The organism is Neorhizobium sp. BT27B (assembly GCF_050455485.1).
Taxonomy (GTDB): domain Bacteria; phylum Pseudomonadota; class Alphaproteobacteria; order Rhizobiales; family Rhizobiaceae; genus Neorhizobium.
In genome coordinates, this window is sequence record NZ_JBCIYT010000013.1 from 1 (window position 1) to 16,370 (window position 16,370).

At 56.5% G+C, this 16,370-nt stretch carries 13 protein-coding genes and 4 pseudogenes; 9 read left to right on the forward strand and 8 right to left on the reverse strand.

What is annotated here, in order from left to right; translation table 11 throughout:
- Both AAIH70_RS25710 and AAIH70_RS25715 read left to right on the forward strand, forming a co-directional pair.
- Positions 1–357, forward strand: a pseudogene (locus tag AAIH70_RS25710) (histidine kinase); the annotation flags it as partial.
- A 97-nt stretch (positions 358–454) separates the two neighbouring features.
- Positions 455–1,024, forward strand: a pseudogene (locus AAIH70_RS25715) (M20/M25/M40 family metallo-hydrolase); the annotation flags it as partial.
- A gap of 263 nt (positions 1,025–1,287) precedes the next feature.
- On the opposite strand, the gene AAIH70_RS25720 reads toward AAIH70_RS25715, so the two are convergent.
- Complete coding sequence (locus AAIH70_RS25720) at positions 1,288–1,815, reverse strand: hypothetical protein (protein ID WP_430036455.1); 528 nt, start codon at positions 1,813–1,815, stop codon at positions 1,288–1,290.
- A 170-nt stretch (positions 1,816–1,985) separates the two neighbouring features.
- Between AAIH70_RS25720 and AAIH70_RS25725 the strand changes: the two genes are divergently transcribed.
- Together AAIH70_RS25725 and AAIH70_RS25730 are read left to right on the forward strand one after the other, a co-directional pair.
- Entirely contained in the window at positions 1,986–2,225 is a 240-nt protein-coding gene (locus AAIH70_RS25725; protein WP_430036457.1) for a hypothetical protein, read from the forward strand.
- A gap of 28 nt (positions 2,226–2,253) precedes the next feature.
- Positions 2,254–2,550, forward strand: a complete 297-nt coding sequence (locus tag AAIH70_RS25730; RefSeq protein ID WP_430036459.1) for a hypothetical protein — start codon at positions 2,254–2,256, stop codon at positions 2,548–2,550.
- Here AAIH70_RS25730 and AAIH70_RS25735 read toward each other — a convergent pair.
- The 3 genes from AAIH70_RS25735 to AAIH70_RS25745 form a co-directional block, all read right to left on the reverse strand.
- The gene (locus tag AAIH70_RS25735) at positions 2,523–3,806 is read right to left on the reverse strand and encodes a diguanylate cyclase (RefSeq protein ID WP_430036461.1); all 1,284 of its coding nucleotides are present in this window, start codon (positions 3,804–3,806) and stop codon (positions 2,523–2,525) included. The two genes, AAIH70_RS25730 and AAIH70_RS25735, sit on opposite strands and share 28 nt — an antisense overlap.
- Before the next feature lie 100 nt (positions 3,807–3,906).
- A complete protein-coding gene (locus tag AAIH70_RS25740; protein ID WP_071208272.1) occupies positions 3,907–4,203 on the reverse strand; it encodes a DUF982 domain-containing protein in 297 nt (98 codons plus the stop codon).
- A 151-nt stretch (positions 4,204–4,354) separates the two neighbouring features.
- Positions 4,355–4,825: an Hsp20 family protein gene (locus AAIH70_RS25745; protein WP_430036463.1), complete on the reverse strand. Its 471-nt coding sequence runs from the start codon at positions 4,823–4,825 to the stop codon at positions 4,355–4,357.
- Between the two features lie 1,359 nt (positions 4,826–6,184).
- Here AAIH70_RS25745 and AAIH70_RS25750 point away from each other — a divergent pair.
- From AAIH70_RS25750 to AAIH70_RS25765, 4 genes are all read left to right on the forward strand, one after another.
- Positions 6,185–8,362 (forward strand): putative bifunctional diguanylate cyclase/phosphodiesterase, encoded by a 2,178-nt coding sequence (locus tag AAIH70_RS25750; protein WP_430036465.1) that lies wholly within the window; start codon positions 6,185–6,187, stop codon positions 8,360–8,362.
- A gap of 226 nt (positions 8,363–8,588) precedes the next feature.
- The gene (locus AAIH70_RS25755) at positions 8,589–10,850 is read left to right on the forward strand and encodes a methyl-accepting chemotaxis protein (RefSeq protein WP_430036467.1); all 2,262 of its coding nucleotides are present in this window, start codon (positions 8,589–8,591) and stop codon (positions 10,848–10,850) included.
- A 202-nt stretch (positions 10,851–11,052) separates the two neighbouring features.
- Positions 11,053–11,367 carry an ArsR/SmtB family transcription factor gene (locus AAIH70_RS25760; protein WP_132279113.1) on the forward strand — a complete coding sequence of 105 codons (315 nt, stop codon included), beginning with the start codon at positions 11,053–11,055 and terminating at the stop codon, positions 11,365–11,367.
- Positions 11,368–12,048: 681 nt separating this feature from the next.
- Positions 12,049–12,252, forward strand: coding sequence for a cold-shock protein (locus tag AAIH70_RS25765; RefSeq protein ID WP_430036662.1), 204 nt, complete (start codon positions 12,049–12,051; stop codon positions 12,250–12,252).
- A 112-nt stretch (positions 12,253–12,364) separates the two neighbouring features.
- Here AAIH70_RS25765 and AAIH70_RS25770 read toward each other — a convergent pair whose 3' ends face one another.
- Positions 12,365–12,562, reverse strand: a complete 198-nt coding sequence (locus tag AAIH70_RS25770; RefSeq protein WP_132279107.1) for a CrpP-related protein — start codon at positions 12,560–12,562, stop codon at positions 12,365–12,367.
- Positions 12,563–12,570: 8 nt separating this feature from the next.
- The gene (locus AAIH70_RS25775; RefSeq protein WP_430036470.1) at positions 12,571–12,942 is read right to left on the reverse strand and encodes a hypothetical protein; all 372 of its coding nucleotides are present in this window, start codon (positions 12,940–12,942) and stop codon (positions 12,571–12,573) included.
- A 1,077-nt stretch (positions 12,943–14,019) separates the two neighbouring features.
- On the opposite strand from AAIH70_RS25775, the gene chrA reads away from it, so the two are divergent.
- Positions 14,020–15,231: a chromate efflux transporter gene (gene chrA, locus AAIH70_RS25780; RefSeq protein ID WP_430036472.1), complete on the forward strand. Its 1,212-nt coding sequence runs from the start codon at positions 14,020–14,022 to the stop codon at positions 15,229–15,231.
- A gap of 11 nt (positions 15,232–15,242) precedes the next feature.
- Here chrA and arsH read toward each other — a convergent pair.
- Both arsH and arsC read right to left on the reverse strand, forming a co-directional pair.
- A pseudogene (gene arsH, locus AAIH70_RS25785) lies at positions 15,243–15,953 on the reverse strand (arsenical resistance protein ArsH).
- Positions 15,946–16,370: pseudogene (arsC, locus tag AAIH70_RS25790) on the reverse strand (arsenate reductase (glutaredoxin)). Before arsC ends, arsH begins: the two co-directional pseudogenes overlap by 8 nt.

Below are 16,370 nucleotides of genomic sequence, written 5' to 3' on the forward strand. Positions count from 1 at the left end.
ATCAGTGGGCCTGATGTCGACGTCTCACCCAAGGCCGTGGTCGCCCTCACGCTGATATTGCACGAGCTTGCTACGAACGCCGCGAAATATGGTGCCTTGGGAGCGAACTCGGGAAAGGTGACTGTGTCATGGAACGTGTCCGCCACCGAACCGCTACTCACTCTGTTGTGGAAAGAAACCGGGGGGCCACCAGTCAAGCGGCCCAGCCGTAGAGGCTTCGGATCCCGGTTGATCGAAGCACTGTCATCTGGCCATCTTCGGGGCCAAGTCGACCTCAATTACGATGTTTTGGGCGTACACTGCATGATCGCAGCGCCGCTCGACACGGAATGGAGCGACCACGACCATATTCATTAGCGAACCTGACGCAACGGCAGTTGCGCCGTCAGGGTCGTCGCAATCGCTTGATGCGCTCGACAAGCTGCTGGGGATGGTACGGGTGGTCCAGCGGATTGCGGTTCGCTCGCTGGCCGAGGAAGGCGGTTTCGATGGCACCGTTCGCTTCATCTTCCAGCCTGCGGAGGAATGGGGGAAAGGTGCGCTGGCGATGATGGCCGACGGCCTCCTGGAGAGGTTCCCGTTCGATCAGATCTATGGCATCCACAACATGCCGGGTCTGCCTGTGGGCGTGTTCGAAACGAAACCCGATGCCATCATGTGGGGCGAGGACAATTTCGAGATCACGCTCAGGGGCATCGGCGGTCACGCCACCAGACCGCATTCCGGCAATGAGGTGCTTGTTACCGCCTGCGAGCTTGTCACCAACCTTCAGACGATCGTCGCGCGGCGTCTTGACCCGGCCGATATCGCCGTGGTGTCGGTGACCGAGCTCATCACTGACGGGACGAGGAGCGCGCTTCCAGGAACCGCACGCATCCTTGGTAATCCCCGAAGCTTCCGAAGTGACGTCAGCGCCGACATCGAAAACCAGATGCGCGTCATCGCGGAAGGCACCGCCCTAGCCTACAATGTCGAATCCCATGTCCGCTACACGCGGAAATTCATTACGCTCGATGATCCGGAGTTCGAAGAGACCATTCGCTGGTGTGGTGGTCATTTCGATCCGGAATGGTTCGATCTTGCGATGACGGACAAAGATCTCCGGAATGCTCTTCGGTCGAATGCCAGGCGACGCCTGTATCAACCGAAGCCGAAAGCGGTCTCGAAGAAATGAGTTGAGCAAGCAGGCGGTCTCATCGGCAAGAACCGCGTCGATTTAAGAGATTCCGTCGAAGGATCGGCCGATCAACTTACAGGATCAAATGGCCTGTATGCGACCGCCCTCCGTTACCGATGCTGGAGGCGCTCTCGAAGCCACGAATTTTCCTTGCGGAGTTTTGCCGCCAGCATCGTCCTTAAAAGACGGTTCTCTTCCTCGAGCCGCTCGAGATCATCCGGTTCATTTTGCTCGACCGGTATCTGTCTGCGGTCTTGTAGAAGCCGCCGTCCGGCAGGCGATCGGCGCTCCCTGACAGCCCGTCCCGACTTGCGCCGACTTATCGCCGGCACGGCAGCGCCAATGTCTTGCTCATCAGCCCTATCCGGCGCTGCGCTGACATCATCGATTGAAACCTCCAAACCACCAATGTCGACCATGTCGATGCTTGATGAGGTCGGGGCGGATTGTTCAGGGATATGAGCTGGTGCTGACGCTTTCCCCGGCTTGGAAGGTTCGCTCTGGACTAGAGCAACCTCGACATCGCGGGCCACGGACTTCAGGTCCAGATTGCCCCAGATGGAGCTCGGTGCCTTGCTCTCGACTTTACGACGACCGGATTTGTATTCGACGACAAAACTACGCAGAGGCTTTTTCATATGAGTTGCTGAAGACCTGGGGACGCGCATGGAACGCTGTGTTGGATGGCGGCAGACGTCTACATCAACTTTTGCTGGAATCAAAACGGCGCCAATTGCCTCTTAGCCGGCTTGCAAAAACTCGACGTCCTCCGGTAATCTTGAGCCTGCCATTCAACAGTGCCAGACCCATGACCCAGACAGATCCTCCCTCCTCTGAACGCTCAGAACTCTCCGGCCGCTACACTGAAAACGACATCACCGTCATTGTGGAAATCTTCCGTCCCTTAGCCGGGGATGATTGGCGGATGGAGGTCACAAGCTTAGAAGACCAGGTCACCGAATGGAATGAATCCTTCGCGTCTGCGCACGAAGCATGGGAAGAGTTCATCTACGTCGTCAATACGGAAGGTCTCGCGGTCTTTCTCTAGACGCCTTCATCAAGGGAGATATGGTCTGGTGATCGACAGCGACAGACGGCGAATGATTTTCGATCAGGTTCGCACCAAGGCTGTGTTGCGGGGAACGCCCATCGACGATGACCCCGAGTTCCTGGGATGGGTCGAGCTTTGGATCAGCGGCGAGTACGACATGTCTGAGCTAAGGTCTCGTTATAACGACCTCGCAGTCCGTCGAGCACAACGATCGAGGTCTTTCCCTGGCGCAATAGTACCGACCGTCACCGATGCGGAACCGATTGATATCCACGGTGCCGATAATGATCCCAGTTATCCAACTGTCCGGGATGTCGACTGAAATCTGACGGCATCTTTTCCGGCCGCCTTCGCATCGTAAAGAAGTGCGTCTGCCTCTTTCAGGAGCTCCGTCACATCACGCTTTGCGTGCGTCCAGATCCCGCCGATGCTCGTGCGGACGTCAGCGTTTTCCTCTGCGATCGCGATAGGCTCCCTCATCAGCTCGAGAATGCGTTCGGCGGCGGCCTCGCCTGCGGCTCGACCACCTGCGACAACCACGACGAATTCATCCCCGCCTGTGCGTGCCACAAGATCGTTTTCTCTGATGGCGGAGGTCAGGCGCGCAGCAGTCGTTTGCAGGACAATATCGCCCATCGCATGGCCATGAGCATCGTTCACTTGCTTGAAGCCGTCGAGATCGAGTGCGAGAATGGCAAAGCCATCCGCAGATTGCAGGCTGGCGTATTCGATCGACAGTCCACGGCGGTTCAACAGTCCAGTCAACGCGTCCGTCCGCGCTGTCTCCTCCAGAATCTCGATCCGGCGCCGCTCTTCGGTAAAGTCGATCGCCATTCCGACGATCTTGACTGGACGACCGTCGCTGTCGCGCAAAAGCCGGCGATCACAGCGCATCCACCGTTCGCCGTGAACTGTGTCGAGACGATACTCGGCAACATTCTGATCGAGCTTTCCGGCAATCAGCGGCGTCAGATCCGCCTGGGCGCCGTCGTTCACGTTGACCCTGTTGACGTAGCGCTCAAGGTCGAGCCGTGCGGCCGTCGGGCCACCGATAAACCGCGCCAGCCGATCTGACGTTTCAAACTTGCCTGTCAAAATATCCATTTGCCAGAAGCCACCACGGACGGCTTCCAGCGCCAGCTCAAGCTGCGCTGCCCGCTCGGCGAGCTGACGCTCATGGTCCTTGTGGCGGGTGATGTCCTCGATCTGCGAAATGAAGCGTACGACCTTACCCTGACGATCGCGCATCGCAGCGATGTGGATCAGGACGTGGACAATCTCTCCGAATGGCCGCAGGTAACGCTTTTCGATCGTGTAGCCGTCCCGCCTTCCCTGCAGCACCTGCTGAAACAGGATCAGGTCCGCTTCGATATCGTCAGGGTGGGTGAAATCCTTGAAATGCTTACCGAGCACCTTCTTGAGAGGAAGCGATAGCAGCTTGGCGAAAGCGGTGTTGCCGCGAATGATGCGCCCCTCAAGATCGACCAGGGCGATCCCGATCGGCGCGTTCTCGAAGGCAAAGTCGAAAAGCGCCAAGCGGGTTTCGGGATCATCGACTGTGTAGGGTTCCGCTACCATCTTTCCTCCAAAGACAAGAGCTTTACCGCAATAAGTGTGTTTTAGGGGATGGTAATCAAGGTGCCGATTCGTCCCGGCACCAGTAAGCTAAGCCGACAACCTACATTCCACCGATCTTGGCGCCAGTGTCACGCCGGAGATGCGGCGGGACATCTTCGAGTTCGGCAAGTTTGTCATTCTGCTTCAGAAACACACGAAAGTTCTCGCGAACCGCGTTGATGGGCCAGCGACCGTTTGCCGCCTCGCGACAGTAGCGGATAAGGGTCTCATAGGCGAGGTTGCGCTTCTCCTGTGGCCACTCGTCGAGAAAATCGAACACGTCATCCAGCCCGGTGATTTCCTGCACAAAGTACCGGCGCTGCGCGTACAGCGGTTTATCGAACAGAGCGAGTAACATCGGAGCCTCCTTCTTTGCTCTGCATGAAAAGGGAAGCCGGCCTCGCTGAGGCCGGCGGTGCTATGGGTGATACAAGACCTTGGTCGAACGTCACCCGATCATGACTTGAGGGCTCTTAAGCGAATGCCCTCGCCTACTGCCAGGTTCTGGCTCAGGCAACCTGACGTTCGGTTTCCAACCGAAGCGGTTCGCTAGACGATGCAACGCCGCCGATCTCGATCTTGCGTGGCTTCATCGCTTCCGGCACCTCGCGCTTCAAGCTAATCGTCAGCAAGCCGTGTCGGAGATCGGCACCTTCCACCCTGACATGATCAGCAAGCTCGAACGTCCGCTCGAACGAACGACCGGCAATGCCGCGGTGGAGATATTCGCCCTGGAGCTCCTCGGCTTTGCCGCCTTTTATCACCAGGACGTTGCGCTCCTGAGTGATATCAAGGTCGCCGTCGCCAAAGCCGGCCACAGCCATCGTGATACGATAGTCGTCCTCACCGGTCTTGACGATGTCATAGGCGGGCCAGGTATCAATTGCATTCAGGCGCTGGGTATTGCTCAGCAGGTTGAACACACGGTCGAAGCCGATGCTCGAGCGGTACAGCGGGGCAAAATCAAGTTCAGTTCTCATAACCATATCCTCCGTAAAGCAACATGGAAGGAAGCGGTATATCCGCTTCCTCGGTTAACCGACCCCCTCATTGGGCCGTCGGCGCCGATCGATTTGGTTTCTCAGATTTCTCGGTTCAAGACCTCATAGGGAAATTTTTCGAGCGAATTTGATGGCGTCTTGTTCGTCGCAAATCCCATCCTATTTCGATGCTCAATCCTGGACTTGGGAGCATCGAGATGGACGACTTGGCCAGTGACGGTTTTTTGGACGCTGATGTGGAAATTTTACCGCCGGAGCATATCACTGAATGCGAAACGGCCATTTGCGCTTGCTGTTGTCGCCAGCGCCCGCGCTCCACGATGGACGAAGATGGCTGCGGCATTTGCGATGAATGTCTGGAGCCTTGATGAGGTTCGAACCCCTCGAACCATTGAAATACCGCAGCGAAATCAATCAAGCAGCCGCACCACGTCAGCCAAGATGTTTCCGCCATCCCGACAGGATAAGCATGGCGCCACTTTCTCAGCCCGTCGTCTTACAGGAGATCTCTGATAATCTAACTACGGCTATCTAATGTGTCGAGATCGCAGAATGATCATCGACGGTTCGACCCGTCGGGAAGCGCAGATTTTCGGGTGACGCCGGCCTTGCGGTTTGAACCGACAGTCAGTTGCACCCTGTAACTGCAATAGCAGCGAACTGACTAAAAGTTTCTGGGGGGTTATCCCACTCGGCATCGCTGGTGCAAGCCGGGCAAGGGATACTTACGCTCACACAAACGCACGGCCGCCTTCCAGTCCGCGCCCGATGCGGGTGGGCCTCGCACACGAAGTGAGTATCCTTACAAGCTTTGCAGGGTGCGATCGACAGTATCACGTGGTATCCTGAGAATTCTGGCCCATCGCTTCCGCACGGGAGCCTTCTGATCTCAGGTAGACAAGAAAGTGATTTGCAGCAAGGGCGCGTAGTGAATTCGGAGCGGGCCCTGAACGAGTTTAGGCGTGATGCATTAACCCACTCCCCAAGGCTGCAAGTTCGCTCTCGTCTTTTACCCCGTTTTGCAGTTGTCTTACGAGTATGAGCGCGAGAGCTTCGGCATCTGGGCCAATCTTGGGTAGCTGATGCTCTGCGCATATGCTGTCAAATACTCGCTGCAACATATTCAACTCAGTTGGCTGTACGGGCGTCTTGATTGTCGAAAATGGCATGTTGCACTCCGAATCAACGAAAGCGTTGATTAGAAACATGACAATTGACGTATTCATGTCCTGTGTCCGGTAGCGTACGCTTGCTTTATCTTGGACCCTTAACCATAGGTGTTTTACGCGTATTAAGCACTGCTGATTTACCGTCTTCGAAACAATGGGGCGGTTCGCAGTGCATATAAACATCCAGTCAAAATGGTTTTTGACATTAGCCTTACCAGTAACCGCCGCGGCGATCATTTCCCTCTCTCTTCTTCTGGCATTAGCATTGGCAAGTCGGGCCATCGATGAGGTTGCCGCCCAACGTCAGCGTGCCTTGATAACCCTGACGGTCGCGAAGCTGGAGGCTTCTGTTGCACATGACCAGGAAAGTGCAACCGTGTGGGACGACGCGGTGCGGAACGCGTCTGAAAGAAATATGGATTGGCTGGATACCAATCTTGGTGCTTGGATGCACAGCTACTTCGATCACGATGCGACGGTGGTCCTTGGCGAAGACTTAAAGCCGATTTACCAGTTCATCGCTGACCGGCTGAATGCGCCCAGAACAAATCAGTTGGCGAAGGCCTACAGACCATTAGCTGAGAAGTTGCGAGGCCGCTTAAGCTCCGGGGATCGCGATGGCATCAACAACAGAACGCTGTCGATTGGGGAAGCGGACCTTGCGTTTGTTGGCTTCCGTCCAGCTGTCGTCAGCGTGAAGCCAATCGTTTCGGACACCGGTGATATCGAACAGGCCCCGGGCTCGGAAAATCTGCACGTCGCGGTGCGTTTCCTAGACGGTGATCTGCCGACATTGATGTCCAAGGATTATGACGTCGAGCGACTTTCATTCAGCGTTTCGAAACCTAAAGACGACCAGCTTACCTATGTTGCTCTTACTGCGCGTTCGGGCGGCACTGTTGGTTATTTCCACTGGACCCCCTTCCGACCTGGCCAGAGCGTGTTGCACGCAACGAGGCCAGCGTTGGGGCTGGTCTTCGTAGCAATCTTCACGGCAGCCAGTTTCGCGGGAGGTATTATTTGGAGGCGGTCTGTGCGTCTCACGGAGAGCCAGGCCGAACTTCGACATCAGGCGACACACGACGCTCTGACAGGCCTTTCCAACCGCGCGTGCTTCACCAAGTATCTCGACATCAGTCTCAAAAATACTCGTGAACACGAGACCCACAGCGTTCTGTTCATCGATCTGGACAAATTCAAGGAAGTTAATGATACGCTCGGTCATCCGGTAGGAGACAAGCTGATTGCTGATGCCGCTCACCGACTTCATAAGCTTCTACCCAATGCACTGGTCGCCCGAATTGGTGGCGATGAGTTCACAATTCTTTTATCGCCGCAACAATCGAATAAGGCTGAGGAAATTGCTGACGCGGTGGTGGCGACTCTGCGAACTCCCTTTCTGATCGACGGAGTGTTCGTGACTGTTGGAGCCAGCGTTGGGGTAGCGACCTCCGTCGGCCCCGCCAATGGCGACGAGCTGACGCGGCATGCGGATATCGCCTTGTATCATGCTAAGGCGGCCGGTCGAAACACCTACGCGGTTTTCGGGGCGCATATGGACGAACTCTTGAAGAAGCGGCGTGCCTTGGAGCACGATCTCCGGGAGGCGATCGAGAGCAAGACTGGCATCGAAGTTCACTATCAGCCGGTCTTTTCAGCAGAGACGAATGCCGTTGTTTCCCTTGAGGCATTAGTTCGTTGGCAGCATCCAGAACTCGGCTTCATAAGCCCAGACATATTCATACCCGTTGCTGAAGATTGTGGTGCGATCAATCAGATCGGTGCGATAGTCCTTGAGGATGCATGCACCCTCATGGTTGAGTTTCCGGACATTGAGGTCGCGATCAACGCTTCGCCAACCGAACTTGCCGCGCCGGGCTACCCCCTTCGAGTTCTGTCAGCGCTAGCCACGGCAGGGGTCAAACCGTCCCGACTGGAGATCGAACTGACAGAGAGCGCTGCTGCAGATGAGAACGGCCGAGTAGCACAGGCTGTATCAACGTTGCGGAATGCCGGAATCCGGTTCGCAATCGACGATTTTGGAACGGGTTATTCGTCATTCTCTCGAATCCAGAAAATCGAAGCGGACAGAGTAAAGATCGACCGTTCTTTTATCAACGAAATGCATAAGGAGGACAGCCGGGCGCTGGTGATCGCGATGATCAACATGGCGCAGGCGAAAGGCCTGATGATTACGGCTGAGGGCGTCGAGACGCACGAGCAGCGTGTGCAACTTATGGAACTTGGGTGCGATCACCTGCAAGGGTTCCTTCTCGCCCGTCCCCTTTGCCCCGCCGCCGCTAGAACGTTTCTTGCTGACCAGACATATGAATGTGCAACTGCCTGAGCGCTCAACCGGGGTCGGCCCCAGTAAGGATATGGATTGCAAAGTCCTTACTCGACCGTGCGCGTCGCAGCGACCTCTTATCATCGGTGTGAATCCAGAAACGCGCGCGGATGGTGGTCCTGGATTGTGGCCTCGACAAGAGCGCCGATAGACACCGATAATATTTAGCTAAAATTCAACATTCTGATTTAACAGTCATCGCCAAAGCAATGCGAGCGAATGAATTATGACTGCCACCTCGACCGTAACCAAACCTCTTTGGCGCAAGATTACACTCTACGGCTGCGGCGCCGTGTTATTCACCAGCGCTGCCATTGGCGGTATCGCTTGGTATGAACAGCGAACGATGAACGATAAGGCGCTCTACAGCAAGGCAGCTAGCGACCTACAAGTCATCCAGACTGACATGGATGCTATTCAAAGATCTGCCTCGGCATTGGCTCTCGTTATTGCCGGCGAACCCGACATCCCAGGGATGATCGCAGGCAACGAGCGCCAAGGATTGATCAGCAAGCTGTCGAAGAATCTTACGGCCATGGCGAAAGCCGGCGGGTTGCAGCTTGTCACTATCGCAGATGCGAAAGGCAACGTCGTCGCCCGCATGCATGCCCCTGACAAATTCGGCGACAATTATATGGGTCGTCGCAAGACCGTAGCCTCAGCCATCACATCCGGTACGCTTGCAGCTGGAATTGAACCCGGCAGAACAGGGATCGGCATTTATGCCGTCGCCCCGGTCGTGGTTGATGGCGAAGTGGTTGGCGTTATCGATATCGGCACCGAACTTTCCAATCCCTACTTCACGCCTCTTGCGGAACGGCTCGGCGCCGAAATTTCGGTCAACGTTCTTCAAGATGGCAAGATCGTAAATCAGTCTTCTACCGATGGAAACCAAGCGTTTTTGGAAACCACGTTGCTGCAAAACGCTCTCGACGGGAAGCCGGTCTTTGAACAAGACGTTCTCGAGGGCCGTGACATGTTTATCAAAGCTGTCCCATTTACCTCGTTCGCCGGCGAGAAGATTGGTGTCATCGAGGTGGGGACGGACGCAACTGATATCCTTGCCGGCGCCCGTGCCTCGCTCTGGACCATGCTCGGCGTCACCCTCGTCATTTCGCTCCTTGCCCTTACCGCATTCTTCATCTTCGCCAAATCGCTCGGTAATGCCATCGGTCGCTTGACCTCGACCATGGGACGCCTTGCTTCAGGCGACCTCACCGCCAACATAGAAGGTGAGGACCGTCGCGACGAAACCGGCGCCATGGCCCGCGCCGTTCAGGTGTTCAAGGACAATGCCCTGAAGACCAAGGAACTGGAGCGGCAGGCCGACGAGCAGCGCAACATGACCGAAGAGCAGCGCCGCCAGAATGCCGAGGAAGCGCGCGTGCGTGCCGAACAGATGGCGGAAGCCACCAACGGTCTGGCCACCGGCCTGCAGCATCTGTCTTCCGGCGATCTGAGCTTCCAGCTCGACCGTCCGTTCGCAGAAGACTTCGAAAGCCTGCGTGCCGATTTCAACGCCGCTGTCAGCCAGCTGCGCGGCACACTCGGTTCGGTTGCCCAGGCAACCAGCGCCATCGACAGCGGTTCGCGCGAAGTCAGCCAGAGCGCCGACGATCTTTCCAAGCGTACCGAACAGCAGGCCGCCTCGCTGGAAGAGACGGCTGCGGCCCTCGACCAGATCACCGTCAACGTCTCCAATTCTTCCAAGCGCGCCGAAGAGGCCCGCACGGTTGCCATCCAGGCCAACGAAAGCGCCCGCCAGTCCGGCGCCGTTGTCGCAGGTGCCGTGCAGGCTATGGGCCGTATCGAAGAATCGTCGGGGCAGATTTCCAACATCATTGGTGTGATTGACGACATCGCCTTCCAGACCAACCTTCTGGCGCTCAACGCCGGTGTTGAAGCGGCTCGCGCCGGTGAAGCTGGCAAGGGGTTTGCTGTCGTCGCGCAGGAAGTGCGTGAACTCGCCCAGCGTTCGGCCAAAGCTGCGAAGGAGATCAAGGATCTCATCGGAAAATCCTCGATCGAAGTTGGCACTGGTGTCAAGCTAGTGCGGGAGACGGGCGAGGCGCTGCACGCCATTGAAGCTCATATCGTCACGATCAACCAGCATATGGATTCGATCGCCACCTCCTCGCGTGAACAGTCGGTAGGCCTTTCCGAGGTCAATACCGCCGTCAACCAGATGGACCAGGTGACCCAGCAGAACGCCGCCATGGTGGAAGAGGCCAATGCCGCCGGCGCGACGCTCGCCACCGAAGCCGGCCGCCTGCGCGAGCTGATTAACCAGTTTCAGCTTGGTCAGACCCAAGGCATGGCCAACCCCTCGTCTGCCCTGCGCCAGACTGCTGCGATCATGGCAGCCTCATCCCGCTCAGCACCGGCCGCCTCCCCGGCTCGCGGCATGGTCGGCAAGATCGCCAGAGCTTTCACAGGCCGAGGTGGTCCGGCGACCGCGGCGGCGACAGATAACTGGGAAGAATTCTAAACACCGACGGAGCCAATGGAGGTCGACTGCTGGCGCGGCCTCCATACCAATTCATGACTGGCGTGGATCAGCATTGACGAGCCTTCGCAATAATTGCTCTCGCGTTTCCCCATTCCAAGTTTCTTAGGATGTGCCGGGATGATTGCGAATCGATTGCCGTCATTGTAGGTGTCGCTAATTAAGATAAGGTCAAATCAATCATATGCGCGATGATCCCGGGTCGATGTTCAATGAGCCCGCACTTTTTCTGCAAGCACTCGCAAATGGCCGTCGGCTCCATGTCCTGACGTTGCTCAATCAAGCTGAGTGGGACGTGACATCACTCGCCGCCGCTGTGGGTTTGTCTCAATCTGCGTTGTCCCAACATCTGGCAAAGCTGAAAGCCGCAGGTCTTGTCACCATCCGGCGCGAAGCTCAAACGATTTGGTATCGTTGCAACTCCAAAGCCGTAAACGAAATTTTGATGCTGCTCGCATCGAACTTCCACGTTCAAGCGGATACGTCTCAAGCCGCGTGAAAGAGTTACAGTAGATCACCGGGCCAGGTGACAGCCGCCCTGTCTTTGAAAAGCTGGATAGCATTGCACTGCCGAAATATTCCATCAACGTGGGCCGCTGTGCCGGTCACTCGATAGCTATGGAAAACGACTGGCCGCTATCTTTTGAGGTCGATGCTCCCTTGACCAAATTTAGTCGAATCGAATATCCGCAACTTGTGTAGGACGCTGGCATGACGCCGCTCGTCTCGCTCGTTGAGAAAGGCTGCAATCATGATTATTGCCGCCTTTCTCCTAACTTTCCCTGCGCCGCATAATCCGCTTCAGAAACACCCACAACCAGCCGATATACGTGAATCCAGAACACGTCTTATACGTCACCTCCTTTGAGGAAGATGTATCGATCGTGGCGCTTGCAATCGGTGGGGCCGGAGAACAACCAGACGCTGTTCATATTCGTGGAAGCGCGGAAATAGTCCGGGCAAAGTTTCTGTCTCACAGAGCAAACACATAAGTGCGAAGGTGGACACGGCGGTGGTCTCCTCACCGGGGAAACCATGCTGCTCGGTCTTGAGCTGCCACACCTCAAATGAATTCTGAGATAAAGAAACGCAAGGTTACATGTTTGTAATTGACTAGCGGTACTGGGATAGCAACATGACCAACTCAACCATGTGGTTGGCCGCAGACAGGGATGCATTGATGGCGACTGGTACTGTAAAATTTTTCAACGACGAAAAGGGGTTCGGGTTCATAACTCCGGAAACTGGTGGACAGGACGTATTCGTCCATGTCTCCGCACTTCAACACGGCGGCTCGTTGCGGCAAGGTGACAAGGTCAGTTTCGAGATTGGTCAGGACCAGAGGACGGGCAAATCAAAGGCGGAAAACGTTTCGGTCATTTGATAGCAGCGGCCATGAACCAACCCTAAGGCAGCTGGTTCATGTTTCCGATACCAACCATCTGTTATTCGGAAAAGGCATTCGATCGCTGATCATGTGCGAAATCCGCACGTAGCTATCCGCGCGCAGCGTTCTCAATATGCCAACCGAAAAGCCAGGCGTCGGCTTTTTGCAACCAACTGTCCCGCTCATATCGACAGGTTGATTTATTCAGGTATGGAGCGATGGGATTCTCAGCTGTCGAACGCCCAAGAACTCGCGCGTTCATGCCGCGCTGTTGCCAATCGAGAATGACTTGTTCATCGAACTTCATATCGATCCTCATTTGCGAGCGGCGCCCATATAGGGCTTTCGCTTTCTCTGCAGATCGAAGCTTGCGCGGAGCTTGCCAGTTTGTCCATCTGTCTGGATCACGTTTGGCTCAAGCACTCGCAGTATCCAGTGTTTCAATGAAAAATCTGCTTCAGCTGTGGGGATCCCGCCTATCCGAACGCAGTGTCGCTTCGTTGAGTTAGCAACTAGGTGCATAGCCCGGAAGGTCGAAACGCGCCCCTGCTGGACATTCGGCTCATAGACGCCCTCTGCCACGTGTCTCAGTTCGAGAATTTCCATCGAACCACTCTCGGCGGCAGGCATCTCCGTTTTCTTGAAGTCGGGCGGCGAAGTGCAGGTTTCCTTCACAATAAAGTACAAGCTGCCAGCCGATACTTCATCAACGCCGCGGGACGTGCGGGTTGCGCCCTGCCCAGAGGGTGGACGACCCAGTGTCCACTATTGATCGAGCGCCTTCCAGCACGAAGAGCCGTTTTCCCCAGCCTCAGTTTAAGAAGTGATTATTCATGCTGAGACTACGGGGGAACAGGAGACTTCAACGTGCGTTGTCCTACTTCACGTCCCAACTGGAAATATCACGATGTTGGTCGATATTTTGGCAGTCACGGTTGCCGCTCTGGTAACAGCGGTCGGCGTTGGTCTTATAGCACTTTCTCTAAGGAATCCTCCCGCAGAGGAGGATTAGGACTTTCGTGTTTTAGCGCTGAGAGGGTGTGTTGAAGATCCTTGCATCGATCTTCGGGTTGCGGAGAACACCGCAGATCCAATGAAGGCGCGTTGACCCAGCCGGCGCATGTTGCACCGTCCCGACCGTGTCAGTTCACAGGAGCCCACGCAGTGAAAAACGACCGGAATTATTATCTCATCGGTTTGATTGCAATTGTCGTCGTCACGGCCGGGGCCATAAGCCTCCACAAGGCGGGGCAGCAACGCACGACGGACCACGATCAGACGGTATCCGATGTTTCGCTCCCGCCAGCTAGGATAAACTAGCCCGGGATAGGCTGACTGTCTGCGCATCTAGCTCGGTTGTCGTGTGGATCGTGAGCAGCGATGCATATCACCCCTAACGATCTCAGCGGATACCGAGCTGTGGCTCGCCGTGGCACAATGCAAATCTCATCTGAAGTATCCGAAGCTGAATGGCCCAATATCGGCAGATCGTCCGGCTAACGAACATCAGACGGACTGATTGACTATCTCTTCGAAAACGGAAACGGATGTGGCCCGGCCTTCAATGAATGCGGCGGCGCCGCTGTTAGCAGCAACGAAGGAGCTGCAGCATTCGTTTGTTCAGCAGTTGATCCTTGCTGTGGCCCTGTCTTCGTTCGCCCATTGCTAGCGCAAGTTGGCAGGAGACAAGGCTGTCGTAATTCTGTCATCAGCAAAGTTGTAGAGCCATCACATCGGAATTTTGGGGCTGTGGGATTGGACGCTATGGCAATTGAGGATCAAACAGCTTTACGCCCTCATGGGTCCGCATCCGAAGTGCTTTGGGCATTCCTGAAACTAGGCCTGACATCCTTCGGCGGCCCCGTCGCCCATCTCGGCTATTTCCGCGACGAACTCGTCATTCGTCGAAAGTGGCTAGATGAGAAGGCTTACGCCGATCTTGTCGCGCTTTGTCAGTTCCTTCCCGGACCTGCTTCAAGCCAAGTCGGATTTGCGCTCGGTCTCATGCGCGGCGGCCCACTGGGAGCGCTCGCCGCGTGGAGCGCTTTTACTCTTCCGTCAGCGATCATCCTTGTCCTGTTTGCGATGGCTGCGACCGCGCTCGACAATCCAGTCGGCCACGCCTTGCTACACGGTCTCAAACTGGTCGCCGTGGCAGTCGTCGGCCAAGCCGTCTGGGGAATGGCAAAATCGCTGACGCCTGATCGCACACGCGCAGGCATAGCTCTTGCTGCAGTCATCGCTGTCACCTTTGCCGGCGTGTTCGGACAGCTCATCGCCATCATAGTCGGCGCGCTGGCGGATCTCGTCGTCTGTCGTGAGCCTGACAGCAAGACCATGGAGGCGCTGTCCTTCCGTGTTTCAAGGACCACAGGCGTTGTCTGCCTGGTGACATTCGCAGCGTTCCTCATTTTGTTGCCCGTAATTGCGGCCAGCAGCGGCTCTCAATCGCTGAACCTATTCGAAGCTTTCTATCGGTCAGGCTCGCTGGTGTTCGGCGGGGGACACGTCGTCCTGCCGCTCTTACAATCCGAGGTCGTTCATCCTGGCTGGGTGCCCGAAAGCACCTTCCTTGCCGGCTATGGGGTTGCTCAAGCGGTTCCTGGCCCACTTTTCACGTTCGCCGCCTATCTTGGCGCCGTCATCGGCCCGGCTCCTAGCGGGCTCCTTGGAGCCGCGATCTGCCTAGTGGCGATCTTCCTACCCGGCTTTCTGCTCCTGGTGGGCGTTCTTCCCTTCTGGGGAGCGTTGAACCAGCTACCCTTGGCACAAGCTGCGATGCGCGGTGCGAATGCCGCAGTCGTCGGCGTGCTGGGCGCTGCCTTGTACAATCCAGTCTGGACGAGCTCCGTACTGACGCCGGTGGACTTTGCTATAGCACTTTTCGGCTTCTTGTTGCTGGTTGTCTGGAGAACATCTCCATGGATCGTCGTGGTGCTGATGGCGGCCGTCACCGTTGTCCTTCAGATGCTTTGACGCCCGAGCTATCAGATCGACTTGAGCGAAACCCGCTTCTCCAGCTCGGCCGCCGCCTCCTTCCGTTCGCTATAGCGGTCGGTCAGATAGGTCGAGGTATCGCGGGTAAGAATGGTGAACTTCACCAGTTCCTCGCAGACATCGACGACGCGGTCATAGTAGGACGACGGCTTCATCTGGCCATCGGTGTCGAATTCCTGAAACGCCTTCGCCACGCTGCTCTGATTGGGGATGGTGATCATCCGCATCTAACGACCCAGGATGCGCAACTGATTCACAGCGTTGAAGGATTGACTGCCGCCGGAAACCTCCATCACTGCCAGCGTCTTGCCTTGCGTCGGGCGGATAGAGCCTAGCGACAGCGGGATCCAGTCGATCTGCGCCTTCATGATGCCTGTCATCGCGCCGTGGCGCTCCGGGCTGATCCAGACTTGGCCTTCTGACCATTGCGTGAGGTCGCGCAGCTCCTGAACCTTGGGATGGCTGACGGGTGCCTCGTCCGGGAGCGGCAATCCGGCCGGATCGAATATCCGCACCTCGCATCCGAGGCGTTCGAGCAGCCGACGGACTTCGACGGCAAGGAGACGGCTATAAGACACTTCCCGAAGCGATCCATAGAGGACCAGGATTCTGGGCTTGTGCGTCGAGAATGCTGGCCGCAGGGATTCTGGCGAGATCGACTGAAGATGGTCGTGATGCAATGCAGGAAATGTCTCAGACAACGCGCTTTCCTTCCTGGTCGAGGACCTGTTCGCCGTCTTCCTTGGTGAACGGTCCTTTGAAGGCGTCGGCTGGCAGTATGTTGAGTACGAGCTCCGATGGGCGGGCAAGCCTGGTGCCAAGCGGCGTGACGACGAGTGGTCGGTTGATCAGGATCGGGGTGGTGATCATCGCGCCCAGCAACTGGTCATCGGTCAGATCAGGATTGTCGAGGCGAGTTCCGCATAGGGCGTGCCCTTCTCACGGATCGCTTCGCGGACCGTCAGGCCGGCATCTGTGATCATCGTGGAGAGCTGCTCGCGCGATGGCGGGTTTTGAAGGTACTCGATGACGGTGGGTTCGATCCCGGCGGCGCGGATCAGCGCCAGCGTGTTGCGAGACGTACCGCAGGCAGGGTTATGATAGATGATGGCGTCCAT